The organism is Streptomyces rubiginosohelvolus (assembly GCF_014649875.1).
Classification (GTDB): Bacteria; Actinomycetota; Actinomycetes; order Streptomycetales; family Streptomycetaceae; genus Streptomyces; species Streptomyces rubiginosohelvolus.
Window position 1 is genome coordinate 1,335,878 of record NZ_BMTW01000001.1, and the last position, 21,844, is coordinate 1,357,721.

At 69.8% G+C, this 21,844-nt stretch carries 20 protein-coding genes and 2 tRNA genes; 16 read left to right on the forward strand and 6 right to left on the reverse strand.

The genetic code is table 11. The features are described from left to right. Window positions 1–281 precede the first annotated feature (281 nt). The 4 genes from gyrB (at window position 282) to IE134_RS06405 (ending at window position 5,914) form a co-directional block, all read left to right on the forward strand. Window positions 282–2,354 carry a DNA topoisomerase (ATP-hydrolyzing) subunit B gene (gyrB, locus tag IE134_RS06390; RefSeq protein ID WP_030707448.1) on the forward strand — a complete coding sequence of 691 codons (2,073 nt, stop codon included), beginning with the start codon at window positions 282–284 and terminating at the stop codon, window positions 2,352–2,354. Between the two features lie 47 nt (window positions 2,355–2,401). Further along, entirely contained in the window at window positions 2,402–5,044 is a 2,643-nt protein-coding gene (gene gyrA / locus IE134_RS06395; RefSeq protein WP_030707450.1) for a DNA gyrase subunit A, read from the forward strand. Window positions 5,045–5,138: 94 nt separating this feature from the next. Further along, window positions 5,139–5,759, forward strand: a complete 621-nt coding sequence (locus IE134_RS06400) for a DUF3566 domain-containing protein (RefSeq protein ID WP_030707452.1) — start codon at window positions 5,139–5,141, stop codon at window positions 5,757–5,759. Window positions 5,760–5,837: 78 nt separating this feature from the next. Beyond that, window positions 5,838–5,914, forward strand: a tRNA-Ile gene (locus tag IE134_RS06405). A 313-nt stretch (window positions 5,915–6,227) separates the two neighbouring features. Here IE134_RS06405 and IE134_RS06410 read toward each other — a convergent pair. Beyond that, window positions 6,228–6,605, reverse strand: a complete 378-nt coding sequence (locus IE134_RS06410) for a DUF6344 domain-containing protein (RefSeq protein ID WP_030707453.1) — start codon at window positions 6,603–6,605, stop codon at window positions 6,228–6,230. Window positions 6,606–6,896: 291 nt separating this feature from the next. Between IE134_RS06410 and IE134_RS34040 the strand changes: the two genes are divergently transcribed. Both IE134_RS34040 and IE134_RS06420 read left to right on the forward strand, forming a co-directional pair. After that, the gene (locus tag IE134_RS34040; RefSeq protein ID WP_003958712.1) at window positions 6,897–7,031 is read left to right on the forward strand and encodes a DLW-39 family protein; all 135 of its coding nucleotides are present in this window, start codon (window positions 6,897–6,899) and stop codon (window positions 7,029–7,031) included. A gap of 395 nt (window positions 7,032–7,426) precedes the next feature. Next, on the forward strand, window positions 7,427–8,755 hold the full coding sequence (locus IE134_RS06420) for a hypothetical protein (RefSeq protein WP_098016529.1): 1,329 nt from the start codon (window positions 7,427–7,429) through the stop codon (window positions 8,753–8,755). Between the two features lie 39 nt (window positions 8,756–8,794). Here the strand turns inward: IE134_RS06420 and IE134_RS06425 are convergent, their stop codons facing one another. Then, window positions 8,795–10,177 carry a serine/threonine protein kinase gene (locus tag IE134_RS06425; RefSeq protein WP_098016484.1) on the reverse strand — a complete coding sequence of 461 codons (1,383 nt, stop codon included), beginning with the start codon at window positions 10,175–10,177 and terminating at the stop codon, window positions 8,795–8,797. Between the two features lie 147 nt (window positions 10,178–10,324). Continuing rightward, window positions 10,325–10,873: a helix-turn-helix domain-containing protein gene (locus IE134_RS06430; protein WP_010060391.1), complete on the reverse strand. Its 549-nt coding sequence runs from the start codon at window positions 10,871–10,873 to the stop codon at window positions 10,325–10,327. Between the two features lie 135 nt (window positions 10,874–11,008). Here IE134_RS06430 and IE134_RS06435 point away from each other — a divergent pair. Together IE134_RS06435 and IE134_RS06440 are read left to right on the forward strand one after the other, a co-directional pair. Then, window positions 11,009–11,081, forward strand: a tRNA-Ala gene (locus tag IE134_RS06435). A gap of 116 nt (window positions 11,082–11,197) precedes the next feature. Next, entirely contained in the window at window positions 11,198–11,782 is a 585-nt protein-coding gene (locus tag IE134_RS06440) for a TerD family protein (RefSeq protein ID WP_010060390.1), read from the forward strand. A gap of 109 nt (window positions 11,783–11,891) precedes the next feature. Here IE134_RS06440 and IE134_RS06445 read toward each other — a convergent pair whose 3' ends face one another. Beyond that, the gene (locus IE134_RS06445; RefSeq protein ID WP_010060389.1) at window positions 11,892–12,602 is read right to left on the reverse strand and encodes a DUF5324 family protein; all 711 of its coding nucleotides are present in this window, start codon (window positions 12,600–12,602) and stop codon (window positions 11,892–11,894) included. 281 nt (window positions 12,603–12,883) lie between these two features. Here IE134_RS06445 and IE134_RS06450 point away from each other — a divergent pair, with 281 nt between their 5' ends. Together IE134_RS06450 and IE134_RS06455 are read left to right on the forward strand one after the other, a co-directional pair. Further along, window positions 12,884–13,411 (forward strand): peptidylprolyl isomerase, encoded by a 528-nt coding sequence (locus IE134_RS06450; RefSeq protein WP_030707459.1) that lies wholly within the window; start codon window positions 12,884–12,886, stop codon window positions 13,409–13,411. 169 nt (window positions 13,412–13,580) lie between these two features. Next, window positions 13,581–14,483: a rhomboid family intramembrane serine protease gene (locus IE134_RS06455; protein ID WP_030707460.1), complete on the forward strand. Its 903-nt coding sequence runs from the start codon at window positions 13,581–13,583 to the stop codon at window positions 14,481–14,483. A gap of 334 nt (window positions 14,484–14,817) precedes the next feature. Here IE134_RS06455 and crgA read toward each other — a convergent pair whose 3' ends face one another. Then, complete coding sequence (gene crgA, locus IE134_RS06460) at window positions 14,818–15,072, reverse strand: cell division protein CrgA (RefSeq protein ID WP_003967902.1); 255 nt, start codon at window positions 15,070–15,072, stop codon at window positions 14,818–14,820. 151 nt (window positions 15,073–15,223) lie between these two features. On the opposite strand from crgA, the gene IE134_RS06465 reads away from it, so the two are divergent. The 6 genes from IE134_RS06465 (at window position 15,224) to IE134_RS06490 (ending at window position 19,741) form a co-directional block, all read left to right on the forward strand. Continuing rightward, window positions 15,224–15,991, forward strand: coding sequence for a DUF881 domain-containing protein (locus tag IE134_RS06465; protein WP_172593814.1), 768 nt, complete (start codon window positions 15,224–15,226; stop codon window positions 15,989–15,991). Window positions 15,992–16,033: 42 nt separating this feature from the next. Further along, a complete protein-coding gene (locus IE134_RS06470; protein WP_098016483.1) occupies window positions 16,034–16,729 on the forward strand; it encodes a class E sortase in 696 nt (231 codons plus the stop codon). Between the two features lie 94 nt (window positions 16,730–16,823). Further along, the gene (locus tag IE134_RS06475) at window positions 16,824–17,012 is read left to right on the forward strand and encodes a hypothetical protein (protein WP_010060377.1); all 189 of its coding nucleotides are present in this window, start codon (window positions 16,824–16,826) and stop codon (window positions 17,010–17,012) included. Further along, window positions 17,009–17,647: an aminodeoxychorismate/anthranilate synthase component II gene (locus IE134_RS06480; RefSeq protein ID WP_030707465.1), complete on the forward strand. Its 639-nt coding sequence runs from the start codon at window positions 17,009–17,011 to the stop codon at window positions 17,645–17,647. The genes IE134_RS06475 and IE134_RS06480 overlap by 4 nt, the downstream gene beginning before the upstream one ends. Beyond that, a complete protein-coding gene (locus IE134_RS06485; RefSeq protein WP_189429814.1) occupies window positions 17,644–18,978 on the forward strand; it encodes a class E sortase in 1,335 nt (444 codons plus the stop codon). The genes IE134_RS06480 and IE134_RS06485 overlap by 4 nt, the downstream gene beginning before the upstream one ends. A 25-nt stretch (window positions 18,979–19,003) precedes the next feature. Then, window positions 19,004–19,741: a class E sortase gene (locus tag IE134_RS06490; RefSeq protein ID WP_189429816.1), complete on the forward strand. Its 738-nt coding sequence runs from the start codon at window positions 19,004–19,006 to the stop codon at window positions 19,739–19,741. A 92-nt stretch (window positions 19,742–19,833) separates the two neighbouring features. On the opposite strand, the gene pknB is transcribed toward IE134_RS06490, so the two are convergent. Continuing rightward, window positions 19,834–21,810 (reverse strand): Stk1 family PASTA domain-containing Ser/Thr kinase, encoded by a 1,977-nt coding sequence (gene pknB / locus IE134_RS06495; RefSeq protein ID WP_098016480.1) that lies wholly within the window; start codon window positions 21,808–21,810, stop codon window positions 19,834–19,836. Window positions 21,811–21,844: the final 34 nt, after the last annotated feature.

Here is a 21,844-nt window from a genome sequence, read left to right on the forward strand (position 1 = left end):
CGCGTGAGGAAACCGGACGGTACGGCCGGAGCGTCCCTCACCGTAGCGGTGGGTTGACAGGCCGAAGCGCTCAAAGCCCTTCAGGGCCTCTTGGAGCCCCTTCCCGAATATGGGGAGTCGTCAGCCGCTCATTCAGGGCGGCACATGCGTACTCAGGTACCGGCAAACCCCCATTCATGTCGGCGCTACCGGTAGACTGGTGAGTAATCCCGCCGCTGAGGCGGGAGTCGTCGATACAAGCCGAACGACGCAGCCGCTCCCGCCTGTCCGGAGAACGGCCTGTGCTGTGCCAGAAAGGGCGCTTCGTGGCCGATTCCGGCAACCCCAACGAGAACATTCCGTCCACGGCCGGTGAGCCGGGCGAGGTCCCCGAGACCTCGTACGACGCCAGCGCGATCACCGTGCTGGAAGGGCTGGACGCGGTCCGCAAGCGGCCTGGCATGTACATCGGCTCGACCGGTGAGCGCGGCCTGCACCACCTCGTGCAAGAGGTCGTCGACAACTCCGTCGACGAAGCGATGGCGGGCCACGCGGACACCATCGACGTCACGATCCTCCCCGACGGCGGGGTGCGGGTCATCGACAACGGCCGTGGCATCCCGGTCGGCATCGTGCCGTCCGAAGGGAAGCCGGCCGTCGAGGTCGTGCTGACCGTGCTGCACGCGGGCGGCAAGTTCGGCGGCGGCGGCTACGCCGTCTCCGGCGGTCTGCACGGCGTCGGCGTCTCCGTCGTCAACGCCCTGTCCACCCGGGTCTCCGTCGAGGTCAAGACCGACGGATACCGCTGGACCCAGGACTACAAGCTCGGTGTCCCGACCGCGCCGCTGGCCAAGCACGAGGCCACCGAGGAGACCGGCACCACGGTCACCTTCTGGGCCGACGGGGACATCTTCGAGACCACCGAGTACAGCTTCGAGACCCTCTCGCGCCGCTTCCAGGAGATGGCGTTCCTCAACAAGGGGCTCACCCTCAAGCTCACCGACGAGCGTGAGTCGGCGAAGGCGACGGCGGGCGCGGACAGCGCCGACGCGGTCGAGCCCGCCGAGGAGGAGACCGCCCGCTCGGTCACGTACCACTACGAAAACGGCATCGTCGATTTCGTGAAGTACCTCAACTCCCGCAAGGGCGACGTCATTCACCAGTCGGTGATCGACATCGAGGCCGAGGACAAGGACCGTCTCCTCTCGGCCGAAATCGCCATGCAGTGGAACACGCAGTACACCGAGGGTGTCTACTCCTTCGCCAACGCGATCCACACGCACGAGGGCGGTACGCACGAGGAGGGCTTCCGTGCGGCGCTGACCTCGCTGGTCAACCGGTACGCGCGCGACAAGAAGCTGCTGCGCGACAAGGACGACAACCTCACCGGTGAGGACGTCCGAGAGGGTCTCACCGCGATCATCTCGGTGAAGCTCGGCGAGCCGCAGTTCGAGGGCCAGACGAAGACCAAGCTGGGCAACACGGAGGCCAAGACCTTCGTGCAGAAGGTCGTCCACGAGCAGCTGACGGACTGGTTCGACCGGAATCCCAACGAGGCCGCCGACATCATCCGTAAGGGCATCGCCGCCTCGACCGCCCGTGTGGCGGCCCGCAAGGCGCGTGACCTGACGCGGCGCAAGGGGCTCCTGGAGAGCGCCTCGCTGCCGGGCAAGCTCAGCGACTGCCAGTCGAACGACCCCACCAAGTGCGAGATCTTCATCGTCGAGGGTGACTCCGCCGGCGGTTCGGCGAAGTCCGGCCGCAACCCGATGTACCAGGCGATCCTGCCCATCCGAGGCAAGATCCTGAACGTCGAGAAGGCCCGGATCGACAAGATCCTCCAGAACACCGAGGTCCAGGCGCTGATCTCGGCGTTCGGCACCGGGGTCCACGAGGACTTCGACATCGAGAAGCTCCGCTACCACAAGATCATCCTGATGGCGGACGCCGACGTCGACGGCCAGCACATCAACACCCTGCTGCTGACCTTTCTCTTCCGCTTCATGAAGCCGCTGGTCGAGGCCGGGCACGTCTACCTCTCCCGCCCGCCGCTCTACAAGATCAAGTGGGGCCGGGACGACTTCGAGTACGCCTACTCGGACCGGGAGCGCGACGCCCTGGTGGCGCTCGGCAAGCAGAACGGCAAGCGGATCAAGGAAGACTCGATCCAGCGCTTCAAGGGCCTCGGCGAGATGAACGCCGAGGAGCTGCGCGTCACGACCATGGACGTCGACCACCGGGTCCTCGGCCAGGTCACGCTGGACGACGCGGCGCAGGCCGACGACCTGTTCTCGGTGCTCATGGGTGAGGACGTCGAGGCGCGGCGCTCGTTCATCCAGCGCAACGCCAAGGACGTCCGCTTCCTCGACATCTGAGTCGGCCGCACCAGCCACGCCGCAGCTCGAAAGGACTTTGACCAGCAATGGCCGACGAGAACACCCCTGTGACTCCCGAATCCGCGACGCCCGACGAGGAGGGCACCATCCCCGGCGTGGGGATGCGTGTCGAGCCCGTCCAGCTCGAGACGGAGATGCAGCGCTCCTATCTCGACTACGCGATGTCCGTCATCGTCTCGCGTGCGCTGCCCGACGTACGGGACGGCCTCAAGCCCGTCCACCGCCGGGTGCTGTACGCGATGTACGACGGCGGGTACCGCCCCGAGAAGGGCTTCTACAAGTGCGCCCGCGTCGTCGGCGACGTCATGGGTACGTACCACCCGCACGGCGACTCCTCCATCTACGACGCCCTGGTGCGCCTCGCGCAGCACTGGTCGATGCGGATGCCGCTGGTGGACTCCAACGGCAACTTCGGTTCCCCGGGCAACGACCCGGCCGCCGCCATGCGGTACACCGAGTGCAAGATGATGCCGCTGTCCATGGAGATGGTCCGGGACATCGACGAGGAGACCGTCGACTTCCAGGACAACTACGACGGCCGCAACCAGGAGCCGACGGTTCTGCCGGCGCGCTTCCCGAACCTGCTGGTCAACGGCTCCGCCGGGATCGCGGTCGGTATGGCGACCAACATCCCGCCGCACAACCTCCGCGAGGTCGCCGCCGGTGCCCAGTGGTACCTGGATCACCCCGAGGCCTCGCACGAGGAGCTGCAGGACGCGCTGATCGAGCGCATCAAGGGCCCCGACTTCCCCACCGGCGCGCTGGTCGTGGGCCGCAAGGGCATCGAGGAGGCGTACCGCACCGGCCGTGGCTCGATCACGATGCGCGCGGTCGTCGCGGTCGAGGAGATCCAGGGCCGCCAGTGCCTGGTCGTCACGGAGCTTCCGTACCAGACCAACCCCGACAACCTCGCGCAGAAGATCGCCGACCTGGTCAAGGACGGCAGGGTCGGCGGCATCGCGGACGTCCGCGACGAGACCTCCTCGCGTACGGGACAGCGCCTGGTCGTCGTCCTCAAGCGGGACGCGGTCGCCAAGGTCGTCCTGAACAACCTGTACAAGCACACCGACCTCCAGACGAACTTCGGCGCCAACATGCTGGCGCTCGTCGACGGGGTGCCGCGCACGCTGTCGATCGACGCGTTCATCCGCCACTGGGTGACGCATCAGATCGAGGTCATCGTCCGGCGGACGAAGTTCCGGCTGCGCAAGGCAGAGGAGCGGGCGCACATCCTGCGCGGCCTCCTCAAGGCCCTGGACGCCATCGACGAGGTCATCGCCCTCATCCGCCGCTCGAACACGGTGGAGATCGCGCGCGAGGGCCTGATGGGCCTGCTGGAGATCGACGAGCTCCAGGCCAACGCGATCCTGGAGATGCAGCTGCGCCGGCTGGCCGCCCTGGAGCGCCAGAAGATCACCGCCGAGCACGACGAGCTCCAGGCGAAGATCAACGAGTACAACGAGATCCTGGCCTCGCCCGCCAAGCAGCGCCAGATCGTCAGCGAGGAGCTGGCGGCGATCGTCGACAAGTTCGGCGACGACCGGCGCTCCCAGCTGGTGCCCTTCGACGGTGACATGTCCATCGAGGACCTGATCGCCGAGGAGGACATCGTCGTCACGATCTCCCGCAGCGGCTATGTGAAGCGCACGAAGACGGACGACTACCGGTCGCAGAAGCGCGGCGGCAAGGGCGTGCGCGGGACGAAGCTCAGGGAAGACGACATCGTCGACCACTTCTTCGTCTCGACGACGCACCACTGGCTGCTGTTCTTCACGAACAAGGGCCGGGTCTACCGGGCCAAGGCCTACGAACTCCCGGATGCCGGGCGGGACGCGCGCGGCCAGCACGTCGCCAACCTGCTGGCCTTCCAGCCGGACGAGAAGATCGCCCAGATCCTCGCGATCCGCGACTACGAGGCCGTGCCGTACCTGATCCTGGCGACGAAGGGCGGTCTCGTGAAGAAGACCGCGCTCAAGGACTACGACTCCCCGCGCTCGGGCGGTGTCATCGCGATCAACCTGCGCGAGATGCCGGAGGGCGGCGACGACGAGCTGATCGGCGCCGAGCTGGTCTCGGCCGAGGACGATCTGCTGCTCATCAGCAAGAAGGCCCAGTCGATCCGGTTCACCGCGACGGACGACGCGCTGCGCCCGATGGGCCGCGCCACCTCGGGTGTGAAGGGGATGAGTTTCCGCGAGGGCGACGAACTCCTCTCGATGAATGTCGTCCGGCCCGGTACGTTCGTCTTCACCGCTACCGACGGCGGGTACGCGAAGCGGACCCCCGTCGACGAGTACCGCGTCCAGGGCCGCGGCGGCCTCGGTATCAAGGCCGCCAAGATCGTGGAGGACCGCGGATCGCTCGTCGGTGCGCTGGTGGTCGAGGAGACCGACGAGATTCTCGCCATCACGCTCGGCGGTGGTGTGATTCGTACGCGAGTCAATGAAGTCAGGGAGACGGGCCGTGACACCATGGGCGTCCAACTGATCAATCTGGGCAAGCGCGACGCCGTCGTCGGCATCGCGCGCAACGCCGAGGCCGGCCGTGAGGCGGAAGAGGTCGATGGGACCGATGATGCCGAGGGCGAGACGGCCGAGGCCCACGCCGTAGGCACGGCAGAGGGCACTGTCGAGGGCACGGAGCCTTCGACCGGGGAGCACGAGGAGTAAGAGCGTGAGTGGAGCCACGGGCGCCGGTTCGGCCGCTTCCGGAGCTGGAGCGAACGGTGCCCGTGGCCCTGCCACGGACTCCCAAGGGGGCACTGTGACGGACACACGAGGGCCTCAGCCCCAGTACGAGGGTTACGCGACCGGGCCCCTGCCCGGCGAGCGTGAGCCCGCACCGGGGCCGTCGGGGCCGTACCACCCGCCCCAGGCGTACCAGGCGCCCGGCGGCGGCACCCAGGGCGGCCAGCAGCGCCCCGGACAGGGCGGGGGCACGCTGGGCGGTGCGCAGGGCGCGGGCGGCGCTCAGGCGACGCGCAAGCCGCGCACGGGGGCGCGTACCACGCCCCGTACCCGCAAGGCCCGTCTGCGGGTGGCCAAGGCCGACCCGTGGTCGGTGATGAAGGTCAGCTTCCTGCTGTCGATCGCGCTGGGCATCTGCACGGTGGTGGCGTCGGCGGTGCTGTGGATGGTCATGGACGCGATGGGCGTCTTCGAGACCGTCGGCGGCACGATCAGCGAGGCGACCGGCTCGAACGAGAGCAACGGATTCGACCTGCAGTCGTTCCTGTCGCTGCCGCGCGTGCTCATCTTCACCTCGGTCATCGCCGTGATCGACGTGGTCCTGGCCACCGCGCTGGCGACGCTGGGCGCCTTCATCTACAACCTGTCGGCGGGCTTCGTGGGCGGCGTGGAGCTCACGCTGGCCGAGGACGAGTAGCGCGCTGAGTATCGATTTTGGGACTGGCCCCGACGTGCGCTAATCTTCAGAAGTCAGCGCGGAGCAGTACAGCGCGGCGGGGCTATAGCTCAGTTGGTTAGAGCGCATCCCTGATAAGGATGAGGCCACAGGTTCAAATCCTGTTAGCCCCACCAGACACGAAGGCCCCTCACCGGAGACGGTGGGGGGCCTTTCGCGTGGGCGGGGTGTTCAGATCCGGGTGGCGGCTGGAAGCGGACGAGGTGGCCGGGTCAGGGGCCGGTGAGCTCCAGCCATCTGGCGGCCCGCGAACCGGAGGGGGCTCGTCGGCGTCGGTCTCGCTCCGGCTGTACGCGGTGGTCTCCGCCGGCACGGCGTCGCCGGGGCTCGACGCCGTATCGGATGAGGTCGCCGCCCGGGCACACGAAAAGGCCCCCGGCGCCGGCGTGAACCGGACCAGGGGCCCCGGAGTGCGGTGGGCCGCCGGGATCAGGGGGGCGGGGCCGGGGAGTCGCCTTCCGGGGCTGTGGGGTGGGAGCCGCTCTGACCGGTTGTCCGGGCGGTCTCCGCGGGGTCGAGCGCCAGGTGGCGGGTGGCCGGGGAGGAGCCGTGGGCCTCGGCCCGGATGCGCTGCTTCATCGTGGGCGGAAGGGCCCGGTCACGCGGAAGGGTCCATCGGACCGAGGGAGCGATCGGGGTTGCCGCGGTGGCACCCGTGTGCTCGTGGGTCGTGGTGCTCGGCTGCGCGGCGGCGTTCGTGGCGTTCGCGGTGCTCGCCGCGGCGGTGGCGAGGCCCAGCGACGCCAGGAGGGCGAAGAAGGCGGTGATGAAGGCGGTCCAGAGGTTCTTGGGCTGGAAGGTGCTCATGGCCCCTCGCTTTCGGACGGTCCGGTTGCTGACTTCTCCGATCATGTGGATCCCGGCCGCGATTCCGGGGAGCGACGCCCGCTCTGCGCCGATCTTCGGATTAACACCACTCGTATGGTGCAACCGGGCTGGACAGGCCCTCGCGAGCGGCGATGAGGGGGTGTCGGGAGGTCGTTCCGGACGCCGCGGAGGGGGTGTCACAGGGGTCCGGGCAGGTCACCGATCGGTATCGGCCGGTGTGTATAGTCGGCGACATAAGGCCCTTACGCCAAGGAAAGACGAGGTCGCGCGGTGAAGAAGCTTCTCCTGGTCGCACTGGCCGCCATCGGTGGGCTCCTCGTGTACCGCCAGATCCAGGCGGATCGCGCCGAGCAGGATCTGTGGACGGAGGCGACCGACTCCGTGCCCGCAGGTTCGGGTGTGTGAGACGACGCAGTCTGTTACGGGCCCCGGTCGCTGAGCGGCCGGGGCTTCGTGCTGCCCGGGGCCGGCGCCGATGCGTCGGCCCCTTTCGCTGGTGCGGACCCGTGACGCACCGACCTTGAGTTCACTCAAGCGAATCTCTAGATTGCTTGAGCGAAGAGTCAGGTGGGGTCCGGGAAGAACGCGGACAAGAGGGGTAATCCGGCTGGGGCCGGAGACAGCGGCGGTGCGGGCGGGGCAGGATGGACCGGCATCGTGGCCGCTGCCGGGGCGGGCGCCCTGGTCGTCGCGGCGGGAGGGCTCCTCCTCGTCCGCCGCCGTAGCGGCAGCAGCAGCCGTGGCCGCCGCGGCTGAGCGGCCGAGGGGTGCCGGTGAGCGAGGACGACGAGGGGAAGCGCGTGAACAGGCAGCGCAACAGGGGCCGGGTGACGGCCGCGGCACTCGCGGCGATGTGCGCGGCGGCGGTCCTGCCGGGGCAGGCCCACGCGGCGGGCCCCGGGGTGTACGCGTTCGACCCCGACGCGAAGAACGTGCAGGGCGCGGCGACCAACGTCGAGGCGTCCACGCTGGACGAGGGCGTTCCGTACCGCAGCTCGATCGAGCCGGGCGAGAAGCTCTACTACCGGGTCACGCTGGACGACGCCTCCGCCGCCTATGTCTCGGCGGTCGCGGTGCCCGGCGACGGCGGCGCGGTCGCCTACGGCGACGGCATCACCGTCAGCCTCCGGGAGACCGACGACACCCAGTGCGACTCGGGGCAGGCCAACTTCGGCTCCGGCGCGTACGCCCGTCCCATCACCGCGTACGCCTCCCGGACCGTCGAGGAGGGTGGCAGCACCTGCCAGGAGGGCGGACCGTACGACGTCCTCGTCGAGCGCGAGAGCAAGGACACCTCCAGTCCGGAGGCCTGGAACCTGGAGCTGCGCTTCCTCCAGGAGCCGAAGCTCAGGAGCGGTACGTCCATGCCGACCGAGGCCCCCGAGAGCTGGCCCTCCGCCTCGGCGAAGCCGCTGACAGGGAAGCAGCAGAAGCGGTCCGGCGGGGCCGGGTTCTCCGAGGCGACCAGCCTGGAGAACGGCCGCTGGCAGGACACCGTCGCCCCCGGGCAGACCCGCTTCTACCGGGTGCCGGTCGACTGGGGACAGCAGCTCTACGCCTCCGCCGGGCTCTCCAACAGCACAAGTGCCACCAAGGAGTTCGTCGGCAGTGCGCTCACGCTGTCGCTGGCCAACCCCGCCCAGGGGCTGGTCTCCGACGCCACGCTCTCGTACTCCGGAGGACCCGCGTCCGCATCCCTGCGGCCGCTGCCGCCGGTGGCCTACCGCAACCGGTTCGACCCCTCCTCCCAGGTCAGCGCCATGCGCTTCGCGGGCTGGTACTACCTGTCGGTCTCCCTCAGCCCGAAGCTGAAGGAGACCTACGGCGCCGAGCCGATCCCGTTCGAGCTGTCGGTCCAGGTGAAGAACCAGGCCGAGGAATCCCCGTACGAGGGTGACGCCGGGGTCTTCGGCGTCACCGACCAGGACCGGGAAGTGGCTCGGAAGGGACAGAACGCCGAACAGGCCGCGAAGAGCGGCCCGATGACCGTGGTCGCCGCGGCCGGGATCGGCACGGGATCGGTGCTGGTGCTCGGTCTGGGCGTCTGGACCCTGCTGGCCCGTCGCCGCGCGTCGGCCGCCGGTCACCCGGCCGGTGGGGGCCACCAGCCGCCGGCGCAGGGCTGGTAGCCGTACGCCGGCGGGGCTTCCTTCGGCGGTGCGGGCCCGTCAGACCTGGGTGAGGGCCCAGATCCCGACCGCGAAGCAGATCAGCGCCACCACCAGCACCGGGACGGCCACCTTCGGGGGCGGTCCCGGGCGCGTGCGCCGTACGGGCGGGTGGGGCGCGGCGTGCTGCACCGGCGGGGCGGGCACCGGGGGGAACTGCTGGTGCTGCTGGTGCTGTTGGGCGGTGTAGGGGCGGGTGGCGGAGGGATCGTGCGGTACGCCGGAGGTCGGCGCCTGGGAGGGGTCCGGCGCGCCGACGGCGTACGCGGGCGGCGCGTCCGCGGCGTACGGCGCGGACGGCGGCTGCTGGAAACCCGGCTGCTGCAATCCCGGTTGCTGGTAAGGCTGTTGCTGTGGCGGTGCGACACCGGGCGAGGCCGCGGAGGGCTGCGAGGCCGCAGGGGGCGGCGCGAGGTGGAAGCTGCCCGTCTCCGACATCGAGACGGGCGGCGGGGCGGGGGCCTGCCGGTCGGACGGCTGCTGCGGGGGCTCCGGCGGGGCGGTGACGGGCCCGTCGGGGCCGAATCCCTCGGGCAGCGGCCCGATCTGGTCGAACACCTCCACCGGCTCGTCGTCCGGGCCGGCTTCGGGCAGCATCTCGACCGCCGCGGTCAGGGCCTTGCGCGCGCCCGTGGCCGTACGGAACCGGGCGTGCGGGTCGGGCTGGAGCAGACCGGCGAGAACCTGCCACAGCGGCTCGGGAATGCCCTCGGGGGCGCCCGGGGTGCCGTGCGTGGCGAAGTGCTCCACCAGCGCCTGGGCGTCCGGCTTCTGGCCCTGGATGAGGTACAGCGCGACCAGGCCGACCGCGAAGAGGTCCGCGGGAAAGTCGGGCTCGGCGCCCATCATCTGCTCGGGGGCGAAGTAACCGGGCGTACCGACCACGTAGTTGGTCTCGGTCAGCCGGGGTTCGCCCTTGCGCATCGAGATGCCGAAGTCGGACAGGCGCAGATGCGGCCGGCCCGTACCGGTCGCCTCCATCAGGATGTTGGCGGGCTTGATGTCGCGGTGCACCACCCCTTCGGCGTGCACCGTGGAGAGGCCGGATAGCAGCTGGTCCAGCAGCAGGCAGACGAAGCGCGGGGGCAACGGGCCGTAGTCGCCGATGACATGGGCGAGCGAGCCGCCGCTCACCAGGTCCATGGTGAACAGGACCTTGTCGTCGTCGGCGGCCCAACTGGCCGGGGCCAGCACGTGCGGGTGCTCGATGCGCAGCGCCTGCTCGCGGACGAAGCGCAGCAGCGTGTGCGCGTCGCTCTGCTGGAGCACCTTGGCCGCGACGTACCGGCGGCGGCGGTGGTCCCAGGCCCGCCAGACCGCGCCGACCCCACCGCGTCCGATCGGATCGATCAGCTCGTACCGACCGGCGAAGACCTCACCCATTGCGCTGCGCCCGCTCCCCGTTCGTAGGGTGCCGCGGCGTCCGCCGCGGCCCGTCTCCGGTCCCGGTGTCCGGACCCGTGTCCTGCCGGCACCAGGGCGCTGCGCGGTGCGCGTGCCCTGGCTCCGTCGTGCTTCCGTCGGTGCGTGCTAGCTCTGGTGCCCCTCGTAGTGGGCGACCGCGTCCGAGGTGCGTCCCGCGCCGTACACCTTGAGGAACTCTGCCAGCTCCGGGTGGGTCGGGGCGAGGGCGTCCGCGGCATCGATGATGTCGCCGGCCGCCGCGACCGACCGCAGCAGGGACTGGATCTCGCGCACCACACGGCGGACGGTGGGAGCGCCGCCGGTGGAGGTGGTCTGGCCGGTCGCGGTGAGGACGGAGCCGCCCTGCGACTTCTTGATCTCCTCCATGCGGTCGGTGGCCTCGCCCGCGCTGACACTGCCGTCGGCCACCTGGCCCGCCAGCTCCTGAAGGGCCTGGACGCGCTGGACCACCGCGGGGTTCCCGATCTTGGCTCGCTGGCCGCTCATCAGCTGCGAGAGCATCGGGGCGGAGAGCCCGAGAACGGCGGCCAGCCGGGCCTGGTTCAGGCCGAGATCATCGATCAGCCGACGGAAGAGCGCCCCCAACGGCTCTCCGTACCAACTGCGTTGAAGCTCTCTGGCTCTTGCCGTCGCCTCTTGTTGCGCTGCGTCCATGGCGTCTCCCCATCGCTGCGGCTTCGCTGCTGCGAACCTTGCGAGCATCTTACGGAGCGTGGTCGTTCCCCGGGAGTCCCTATCCTTTTGGAAGAACCCGGGGTGTACCCGGTACTCTGTTCCCGACGGTGACCCGGGGCCTTAGCTCAGTTGGTAGAGCGCTGCCTTTGCAAGGCAGATGTCAGGAGTTCGAATCTCCTAGGCTCCACTTGATTGAACCCCTCCAACCTGCGGAAACGTGGTTGGAGGGGTTCTTTTGCGTTCCGCCGCCGCTGCACCAGGCACACTTCATACATAAACAGTCGAGCCACAAAGGACTCAGGCATGATCACGTTGACGAAGGAAGACGGCCCGGCGGACCTGGGCGGAGTGACGCACCTGACCATCGGAGCGTCCTGGGACCCGACCGTCGGGAGCAGCGGCGGCCTGATGGGGAAGATCCGGCAGAAGGCCGGTACGGACCTCGACCTGATCGCCATCGCGCTGCAGGGCGGCGACCCGGTGCGGCTGGCCGGCCTGGACTCCCTCGACCCGCTGGGCAACGGCTCGCTGGTGCACAGCGGGGACAACCAGACCGGGCACGGTGACGGCGACGACGAGACGGTGACCGTCGAGTTCGCCAGGATCCCTTCGAACATCACGTCGATCGTCTTCATCGCGGCGGCCTACAAGAAGCGCAGCTCGTTCAGCAACGCGCGCAACATCAGCTTCAAGGTGTACGACGCGACGGGCGGGAGCTCGCAGCAGGTCGCCGACATCTGGCCGAGCATGCTCACCCAGGACAACGGCGTCGCCGTCGCCAAGGCGATCCGTGAGGGCGCGGGCTGGAAGCTCCAGGTGATCAACGAGACCGGGAAGATCAAGCAGGGCGACGAGCACGCCCTGATGCGGTTCGCCGTCAGCCGGTAGTCGTCCCCTCCGTATGCGTTGGTGGGCACACGCGAACGCGGCCGGGGAAACCGCCTGAGCGGTTTCCCCGGCCGCGTTCGTCCTGCTGTCCTGTCAGCCTGCCGGGCTGTCAGGGACGGTCGTCGAGGCCCGGGGTGTCCCCTTCGGCCTCCGCCTGCTTGGCCTCGACCTCCGGGTCGAGGTCGGCGCGCGGGCTGCCGTCGACCGAGCTGAGCGGCGAACGCTCGTCGCCCACCTCGGTGGCGACGGGCGGCTCGACCAGCCAGTCCGGGTTGGCCTGCTTGTCCCACCAGCGCCAGGCGGCGTACGCGCCGCCCGCCAGGACGCCCAGCACCAGGAACCCCTTCGCGGCTCGGCCGGCCTTGGCCCGCCGCTGGTGCTTCCGGGCCAGCTTCTGGATTTCCTTGGCCGTCACCTGCGTACGCAGCGCGGCCAGGGCGGCCGCGCTGCGGGCGGACGCCTGCTCGGCGACGGGCAGGGCCACCGCGCGGGCGTGCTCGACGCGCGGTGCGGTGTAGTCGGCGGCGCTCCGCGCGGCCTTCCGGGTCGAGACCGCGGCGCGGTGCGCGGCCTCGTCGACCCGGGGCGGCACGTGCGTACGGGCCTGCTCCAGTCGCGGCGCGAGGTGGGACGCGTACTGGACACGGGCCTGCTGGGCCGCCTTCGTCACCTTGGGCGCGAGTCGTACGCGCGCCTCGTGCGCGAGGTGGGCCGCCTGGTCCTTGGCTGTTTCGGCGTAGGGCGCCACCACTTCCGCGGCGTGCTGCGCGCTGTCCTTCGCCGAGTCGGTTGCGGCGCGCACGCTGTCGATGCGGGTCACGAGATCCTCCTCCTTGGTGGCGGGTAGGTACTCCGCCTGTCCGCCCAGTCCAAAATCATGCCTGTTGAGTCCATGCCCGGCATGCGGGACGGGCATCCGGGTCATGATCGTCATTTGCGGTCAAAACGGTTCATGTGAAGTGTGCCGACGACAATGCCATGGTTCGGCGGTGAACGCGCCGGTTCGCCCGGCATCCGGCCGTACGTTTCCCGGTCCGTGGGAGGATCGCCGGACGTCAGCGAAGGATTTGACGGCAGGCGAGGGAAGAGGAAGGCAAGATCGTGGCCGAGCAGCTTTACGCCACCTTGAAGACCAACCGGGGGGACATCGAGATCCGGCTGCTGCCGTTCCACGCCCCCAAGACGGTGAAGAACTTCGTGGAACTGGCCACCGGGCAGCGCGAGTGGGTCAACCCGGAGACCGGTGAGACCTCTACGGACCCGCTGTACGACGGCACGGTCTTCCACCGTGTCATCAGCGGTTTCATGATCCAGGGCGGCGATCCGCTGGGCAACGGCACCGGCGGGCCCGGCTACAAGTTCGCCGACGAGTTCCACCCGGAGCTGGCGTTCACCAAGCCGTATCTGCTGGCCATGGCCAACGCGGGGCCGGGGACCAACGGTTCGCAGTTCTTCCTGACCGTCTCGCCGACCGCCTGGCTGACCGGCAAGCACACCATCTTCGGCGAGGTGGCCGACGACGCGGGCCGGAAGGTCGTCGACGCCATCGCGGCCACCCCGACCAACCCGCGCACGGACCGCCCGCTCCAGGACGTGGTCATCGAGTCCGTGGTCGTCGAGACCCGCTGACGGCCCGCACGCACCCGGCCCTGCGGGTATCCCCGCGTCCCTGGGGGATCCCCGTGGGAACCAACCGCCCCGCCCGTCCGTAGTCATACATAGCGGACGAGCGGGACGGTCCTGTCCGTGCCGCCGCCCGAGCGACGAGGACCGAGGACCGAGAGGCAGGCCAGGACCGATGGACCAGCAGCCGCCGGGAGACCGTGCCGCCGCGGGAAGCGGTGTGCCGACGCCGACCTGCTACCGCCATCCCGACCGCGAGACCGGCATCAGCTGTACGCGCTGCGAGCGTCCGGTCTGCCCCGAGTGCATGGTCAGCGCCTCGGTCGGCTTCCAGTGCCCCGACTGCGTACGCCAGGGCTCGGGCACCGGGCACCACCCGGCGGCCAGCCGGCCGCGCACGCTGGCGGGCGGCTCGGTGGCCGCCGATCCGCGCCTGGTCACCAAGGTCCTGCTCGGCATCAATCTGGCCGTCTTCCTCCTCGTCACCGTCCGCCCCGGGCTGGTGGGCGATCTGACGCTGCTCGGCCGGGCGTGGGACCCGAGCCCGCCGCCGGGGGCCGTCGAAGGCGTCGCCGAGGGGCAGTGGTACCGCCTGGTGACCTCGATGTTCCTGCACCAGGAAGTGGTGCACCTCGGGTTCAACATGCTGGGGCTCTGGTGGCTCGGCGGACAGCTGGAGGCGGCGCTCGGCCGGTCCCGCTATCTCGCCCTCTACCTGCTGTCCGGGTTCGCCGGCAGCGCGCTGACCTATCTGATCGCCGCGCAGAACCAGCCCTCGCTCGGTGCCTCCGGAGCGGTCTACGGCCTCTTCGGCGCGACCGCCGTCCTGATGCGCCGCATGAACTACGACATGCGCCCGGTCCTCGTACTGCTGGCGCTGAACCTGGTCTTCACCTTCACCTGGGGCGGTATCGCCTGGGAGGCGCACGTCGGTGGTCTGATCGCGGGCGTCGCCATCGCCGTCGGCATGGTCCACGCCCCGCGCGAGCGGCGTACGGCGGTGCAGACCGGCACCTGTGCGCTCGTCCTGCTGGCGTCCCTCGGGATCATCGTCGCCCGGACGCTGGCGCTCACCTGAGCGGAATGGCCGGTGAGAAGGGGCTCTTCACCCCCAGCCGGACCGAAGTTGTCCACAGTGTGCGCGGAATCTTGTGCATGGCAAGAGGAACATGTGTGCCCCTTGTCGCTGAGCTGGGTTTTTCCGCCCGGACAACGGGCTGCAGCCCCCCTCGACGAGGGAGGCTGCAGTCACACCGGCGTCAACTTCAGTGGAGGTTATCCACAGATCGTCTGACCTTTTCCCCCGGCTGTGGATAACTCTGTGGGTAACTCAGGGCAAGGCTTGCGCGGGAGAGCGTCGACCAGCTACAGGCGCGCGTACGGGCCGGGGGCGACGCAGCGGAAAGGGTCCGCTACTTCCACTGGGTCGACACGGCGAAGCCGCCGGCGATGAAGCCGAAGCCGACCACGATGTTCCAGTTGCCCAGGGCGTCGACCGGCAGATCGCCTTCGGTCACGTAGAACACCACGATCCAGGCCAGCCCGATGAGGAACAGGGCCAGCATCACCGGAGCGACCCAGCTGCGGTTGGTCAGCTTGATGGCCGTTGCCTGCTTCGCCGGGGGCGGCGTGAAGTCGGCCTTCTTGCGGATACGTGACTTCGGCACGAGGGACTCTCCTGTCGATGCGCTGCGTGACCGCGCAGGGATCTGTGGCGGGCGCCGGGGGCGGGTGCCAGGGGATGCCAGGGGGAATGCTGCCTCCCCCGAGCGTCCGTTAGCGTAGTGCTTCCCTGGCGCCTGATGAGATAAGGGTACGTTGAGCAATTCTGCCGACTCCCCCGAAGGCCCGGCCCGGCGCACCTCCGTGTGGGCGGTCCGGGGGCTCACCGCTGCGGTTTTCGCCCTGGCCGGACTCATCTTCGTCACCAGTGCCAACACGGCCAAGGGCACCAATCTGCGCAGTGACTCCTCGCTCCTCAAGCTCTCCGACCTGATCAGGGAGCGCAGTGAGAAGAACGCCGAGCTGAACGATTCGGCCGCCTCCGTGCGCGCCCAGATCGACGCCCTCGCCCAGCGCGACGACGGCTCCACCGAGGCCGAGGACGCCAAGCTGAAGGCGCTGGAGCAGGCTGCCGGCACGACGAAGATCACCGGTGACTCCGTCAGCGTGACCCTCAACGACGCGCCTCCCGACGCCACCGCCAACCCCGGCTACCCCGAGCCCCAGCCCAACGACCTGGTCATCCACCAGCAGGACCTGCAGGCCGTGGTGAACGCGCTGTGGCAGGGCGGGGCACGCGGAATCCAGGTGATGGACCAGCGGCTGATCTCCACCAGCGCGGTCCGCTGCGTCGGCAACACCCTGATCCTCCAGGGCCGCGTCTACTCCCCGCCGTACAAGGTCACCGCGGTCGGCGACCCCGGAAAGCTCAAGCAGGCGCTCAACAGCTCCACCGCGATCCAGAACTACCTGCTGTACGTGAAGGCGTACGGGCTCGGCTGGAAAGTCGACGAGGACGAGGCGGTGACTCTTCCCGGGTACTCGGGCACAGTGGATCTCCACTACGCACAGCCTGTGGAGTGAGCCCTGGCCGAGCGCCAGCTGAACCCCGGGGAGGCCGGTCCGGTGTCGGTGCGACTCGTCGTCAGGACCTTCAGCGAACTCTGCATCACCGTGGGCGCGCTGATCGTCCTCTTCGTCGTCTACTTCCTGTTCTGGACCGGCGTGAAAGCGGCCGACGCGGCCGAGGGCGAGATCGACACCCTCCAGAGCCGGTGGGCGCGCGAACCCGTGGCCCCGGCCCCGCCGCCCCCTTCCGCTTCCACTGAGCCGTCCGCCCCGGCCCCGTACCGCGACGGAAAGCCCTTCGCGACGATGCACATCCCCCGCTTCGGCTCCGGCTGGGAGTGGCCCGTCCTGGAGAACACCGAGGTCAGGACCTTGCAGAAGGGGCTCGGGCACTACAGCGGAACCGCCCGCCCCGGCGATACGGGCAACTTCGCGGTGGCCGGCCACCGGCGGACGTACGGCGACCCGTTCAAGGACTTCCCGAAACTGCGGCCCGGGGACGCGGTCGTCGTCAACGACGGGACGACCTGGTTCACGTACCGCATCGCGAAGAGGCCCTACCGGACCGTGCCCACCGACACCGCCGTCGTCGACCCCGTGCCCCGCGGCTCCGGCTTCGAGAGTGACGGCCGCTATCTGACCCTCACCACGTGCGAACCGGAGTGGGGCAGCAGCCACCGGCTGATCGCCTGGGCGCATCTGGACGCCACGCGGCCGGTGAGCGAGGGGAAGCCGCCGGAGCTCGCCGACTGAGCCGGGGCGGCCACGACTCGTGGTTTTCCCCAGCGGACCCACGCTTCTGCCGCGGCCCTCTAGTCTGGTGCGGGTACCGAATGGAGGGGTCAGCATGTACGGCTGGATCTGGCGGCATCTGCCGGGCAACGCATGGGTGCGGAGCATCATCGCGCTCGCGCTGATTCTGGCGGTCGTCTACGCACTGTTCCAGTACGTGTTCCCGTGGGCGGAGCCGCTGCTCCCGTTCGGTGATGTGACCGTCGACGGCGCGAGCGCCGGTGGAGCAGGAGCCGGCCAGTGACCGCACGCATCCTCGTCGTGGACAACTACGACAGCTTCGTCTTCAACCTCGTCCAGTATCTGTACCAGCTCGGTGCCGAGTGCGAGGTGCTGCGCAACGACGAGGTGACCCCCGCCCACGCCCAGGACGGCTTCGACGGCGTCCTGCTCTCGCCCGGCCCCGGTACGCCCGAGCAGGCCGGCGTCTGCGTCGAGATGGTGCGCCACTGCGCGGACACCGGCGTTCCGGTCTTCGGCGTCTGCCTGGGGATGCAGTCGATGGCGGTGGCGTACGGCGGTGTCGTCGACCGGGCCCCGGAGTTGCTGCACGGCAAGACCTCCCCCGTGACCCACGAGGGCAAGGGCGTCTTCACCGGGCTGCCGTCCCCCTTCACGGCGACGCGCTACCACTCGCTCGCCGCCGAACCCGGCGAGCTGCCCCCCGAGCTGGAGGTCACCGCCCGCACCGCGGACGGCATCATCATGGGGCTGCGCCACCGCGACCGGGCGGTGGAGGGCGTGCAGTTCCACCCCGAGTCGGTGCTCACCGAACACGGCCACCTGATGCTCGCCAACTGGCTGGAGCAGTGCGGAGACCAGGGGGCCGTCGCGCGCTCGGCGGGGCTCGCGCCGGTGGTGGGCAAGGCCGCCGCGTGACCGCAGGCCGCCCCGGGCACGCCGCCGGACCGGAAGGCCCCGACGCGCACGGGGCGTACGGGACCGACGGCGCGTTCGTGGCGGCGGTGGACGGTCTCGCGGATCCGCTCAACGATCCGCTGCCCGGCGGGCACACGTCGCCGTGGTTCCGGTCGGACACCGTCCCGGCGGCGGAACCCGCGGCGCCGTCCTCGTACGACACCGGGTACGCGCCCCGCCAAGCGCCTCCTCAAGGGCCTCAGCAGCCCCAGGGAGCCCCGAACGAGTGGTACGACCCCGCCGGGTACCAACGCGACTGGTACGGGCCTCAGGAGCCGTCTGCGCGCATGGCCCCGGCAGACCTGGCCTCCCCGGCGGACCCGGTGCCCCCGGCCGAGGAGCGGGCTCCGGCCCCGGCACCGGCCCCGGCACCGGCCCCGGTTCCGGACACACCCGACCTCCACGCCGAACCGCGTACCGAAGTGCTCGCCCGCATACCGCCGGAGACGGAGCCCGACCCCGACCCCGCTCCCGCCCCCGGCGGGCGGGCCGAGCGGCGGCGGGCGGCCAAGGGGCGCGGGCGTCGCCGCCCGGGGACGGCCCCGGAGCAGAAGCCCGCCCCGGCCGCCGCGGTGCCGATGTCCCGCGTGGAGGCCCGGCGCGCGGCGCGGGCGGCGAAGGACAGCCCGGCGGTCATCGCCAGCCGGGCGGTCGGCGAGGTGTTCATCTCGCTGGGCGTCCTGATGCTGCTGTTCGTCACCTACCAGCTGTGGTGGACCAACATCCGCGCCGACCAGATCGCCGGCAAGGAGACGAACCGGATCCAGGACGAATGGGCCAACGGCGACCGCACGCCAGGGGTGTTCGCGCCCGGCGAGGGCTTCGCGATCATGCACATCCCCAAGCTGGACGTCGTCGCCCCGATCGCCGAGGGCATCGACAAGGAGAAGGTCCTCGACCGGGGGATGATCGGCCACTACGGCGAGGGCAAGCTCAAGACGGCGATGCCCTCCGACAAGCAGGGCAACTTCTCCGTGGCGGGTCACCGCAACACCCATGGCGAACCGTTCCGCTACATCAACAAGCTCCAGCGCGGCGACCCGATCGTGGTCGAGACCCGGGACGCGTACTACACGTACGAGATGGCCCAGATCCTCCCGCAGACCTCGCCGTCGAACATCTCGGTGATCGAGCCGATCCCGGTCGGTTCCGGGTTCACGAAGCCGGGCAGATACCTCACGCTGACGACCTGCACGCCGGAATTCACGAGTACCTACCGGCTGATCGTCTGGGGCAAGATGGTCGACGAACGGCCACGCAGCGAGGGGAAGCCCGACGCGCTCGTCGGCTGAACATCCTCACGACAGGGACGGTGCGGTGGCAGCGAGGACCGAGCACGACGAGCGGACCGACACGTCCGCGTCCCCGCCCCCGGCACGCCGCCGCGTCCGCCACCCCGTGGCGACGGCCGTCAGCGTCTTCGGCGAACTGCTCATCACCGCGGGCCTGGTGCTCGCGCTGTTCGTCGTCTACTCCCTGTGGTGGACCAACGTGCTCGCCGACCGCGAGGCAGACCGGCAGGGCGACACGGTCCGCAGCAAGTGGGCGGACGGTCCGGGCGCGCTGGACACCAAGGACGGCATCGGCTTCCTGCACGCGCCCGCCATGAAGAACGGCGAGGTGCTGGTCAAGAAGGGCACCGACCCCAAGAACCTCAACAACGGCATCGCCGGCTACTACACCGACCCCGTCGAGTCGGCCCTCCCCTGGGACGACGAGGGCAACTTCACGCTGGCCGCGCACCGCGACGGGCACGGCGCGAAGTTCCACAACATCCACAAGCTGAAGAACGGCGATCCGGTCGTCTTCGAGACCAAGGACACCTGGTACGTCTACAAGGTCTACAAGACGCTCCCCGAGACCTCGAAGTTCAACGTCGACGTCATCCAGCCGGTCCCGGAGGAGTCGGGCGTCAAGAAGCCCGGGCGCTACATCACGCTGACGACCTGCACCCCGGTCTACACCTCGAAGTACCGGTACATCGTGTGGGGCGAGCTGGAGCGTACGGAGAAGGTCGACAAGGACCGTACGAAGCCGGTGGAGCTGCTGGGCTGAGCCCTCGTCGCGGCCCCCGTACGCGGGAAGGGCCCCGGTCACCATCGTGGTGACCGGGGCCCTTCGCCGTACGCCGCGGGGCGGGCGGCGGCTCAGCCGCCCGGGCCTCCGAAGAGGCCGCCCCCGCCGCCCTCGATGGTGATGAGGGTGACGGTGCTGCCCTTGTCCGCCTCGGTGTTCGGCGCCGGGTTGCTGGTGATCACCCGGGCGTCCGGCTTGTCGACCGAACCCTGGGCGAGCTGGACCACGAAGCCGAGCCCCTCCAGCTGGCCCTTCGCGTCCTGGTACGACTTGCCGCCGAGGTCACCGGGGATCTGGACCTTCTCCGGCTGGGCCGGGCCCTTGGAGACCTTCAGGACGATCTGCACGTCCTTGGCCTGGTTGCTCGGGCCCGCCGGGGTCTGCTCGATGACCTCGCCGGCCGGCTTGTCCGAGTCGACGTCGGTCCGTGAGACGTTGGTGAACCCGAGCTGGTTGAGCTGCGCGACGGCGGCGTCGTACTGCCGGGTGCGCACGTCGGGCATCGGGTCGGTCGTCTTCTTGGCGATCGTGATGGTGACCTCGGACTCCTCGTCGGCCTTCTGGCCGCCCTTGGGGTTCTGCTTGATCACCGTCCCCTCGGGTTCGTCGGACTCCGCCGTGGTGACGTTGACCGAGAAGCCGTCTCCTTCCAGGACCTCACGGGCGCCGTCCTCGGACTTCTCCAGGACGTTGGGGACCTCGATCTGCGGCGCTCCGGACGAGACGACGACCGTGACGGTGCCGTCCTTGTCCATCATCGCGTCGGGCGACGGGTCCTGGGAGCAGATCTGGCCCTTCTCCTGCTGCTCGCACGGCTCGTCGGCGCCCTTGGTCACGGTGACGCCGGTTCTGGACGCGAGCGTCTGCGCCTCCTCAAGCGTGGAGCCCACCAGATTCGGGGCCTTGACCTGGTCGTCGCCCCCGTTGTCGGAGAAGATCACCCGGCCGATCAGGATCGCGCCGATGAGCACCAGGATGCCCGCGACGACCAGCAGGATCGTCGAGGTGTTGCTCTTCTTCTGCTGGCGTCGGCGGCCCTGGCGGTCGTCGTAGCCGTAGCCGCCGTCGTCCGGGTTGACCGGCGGCAGCATCGAGGTCTGCGCGTTGTTCGGATCGGTCGGGCGCAGGGCGGTGGTGGGCTGGTCGGGGTTGTAGCCGTCGTAGCCCCCGTACCCCGCGGCGCCCATCGCCGCCGTGGCCGCGACCGGCTGGCCGTCGAGGCAGGCCTCGATGTCGGCGCGCATCTCGTCGGCGGACTGGTAGCGGTAGTCCGGGTCCTTGGTGAGCGCCTTCAACACGATCGCGTCCATCTCGGGCGTGATCTCGGGGTCGAAGTTGCTCGGCGGCTGCGGCTCCTCGCGGACGTGCTGGTAGGCCACCGCGACGGGTGAGTCTCCGACGAACGGGGGCCGCACGGCGAGCAGCTCGTAGAGCAGACAGCCGGTGGAGTAGAGGTCGGAGCGCGCGTCGACCTGCTCGCCCTTGGCCTGCTCCGGGGAGAGGTACTGGGCGGTCCCGATGACCGCGGCGGTCTGCGTCATGGTCATTCCGGAGTCGCCCATGGCGCGGGCGATGCCGAAGTCCATGACCTTGACCTGGCCGGTGCGCGTCAGCATGACGTTCGCCGGCTTGATGTCGCGGTGGACGATCTGGGCGCGGTGCGAGTACTCCAGGGCCTGGAGGATGCCGACCGTCATCTCCAGCGTGCGCTCGGGGAGCAGCCTGCGGCCGGAGTGCAGCAGCTCCCGCAGCGTCGACCCGTCGACGTACTCCATCACGATGTACGGGATGGAGACCCCGTCGACGTAGTCCTCGCCGGTGTCGTACACGGCGACGATCGCGGGGTGGTTGAGCGAGGCGGCCGACTGGGCCTCTCGGCGGAACCGGGCCTGGAACGACGGGTCACGTGCCAGATCGGCCCGCAGCGTCTTCACCGCTACGGTGCGGCCGAGCCGGGTGTCGTGGGCGAGGTAGACCTCGGCCATGCCACCACGGCCGAGCACCGAGCCCAGCTCGTACCGGCCGCCGAGGCGACGCGGCTCTTCCATAACTGTTCCAGCCCTCTCCGTCAGTCCCGACCGC

What these genes read in the sequence shown, in the direction of transcription:
- IE134_RS06430 (WP_010060391.1), bottom strand. Translation starts at nt 10,873, where the DNA reads ATGGACGCAGCGCAACAAGAGGCGACGGCAAGAGCCAGAGAGCTTCAA.
- IE134_RS06440 (WP_010060390.1), top strand. Translation starts at nt 11,198, where the DNA reads ATGATCACGTTGACGAAGGAAGACGGCCCGGCGGACCTGGGCGGAGTG.
- IE134_RS06475 (WP_010060377.1), top strand. Translation starts at nt 16,824, where the DNA reads ATGTACGGCTGGATCTGGCGGCATCTGCCGGGCAACGCATGGGTGCGG.
- IE134_RS06410 (WP_030707453.1), bottom strand. Translation starts at nt 6,605, where the DNA reads ATGAGCACCTTCCAGCCCAAGAACCTCTGGACCGCCTTCATCACCGCC.
- IE134_RS06455 (WP_030707460.1), top strand. Translation starts at nt 13,581, where the DNA reads ATGGACCAGCAGCCGCCGGGAGACCGTGCCGCCGCGGGAAGCGGTGTG.
- gyrA (WP_030707450.1), top strand. Translation starts at nt 2,402, where the DNA reads ATGGCCGACGAGAACACCCCTGTGACTCCCGAATCCGCGACGCCCGAC.
- IE134_RS06425 (WP_098016484.1), bottom strand. Translation starts at nt 10,177, where the DNA reads ATGGGTGAGGTCTTCGCCGGTCGGTACGAGCTGATCGATCCGATCGGA.
- pknB (WP_098016480.1), bottom strand. Translation starts at nt 21,810, where the DNA reads ATGGAAGAGCCGCGTCGCCTCGGCGGCCGGTACGAGCTGGGCTCGGTG.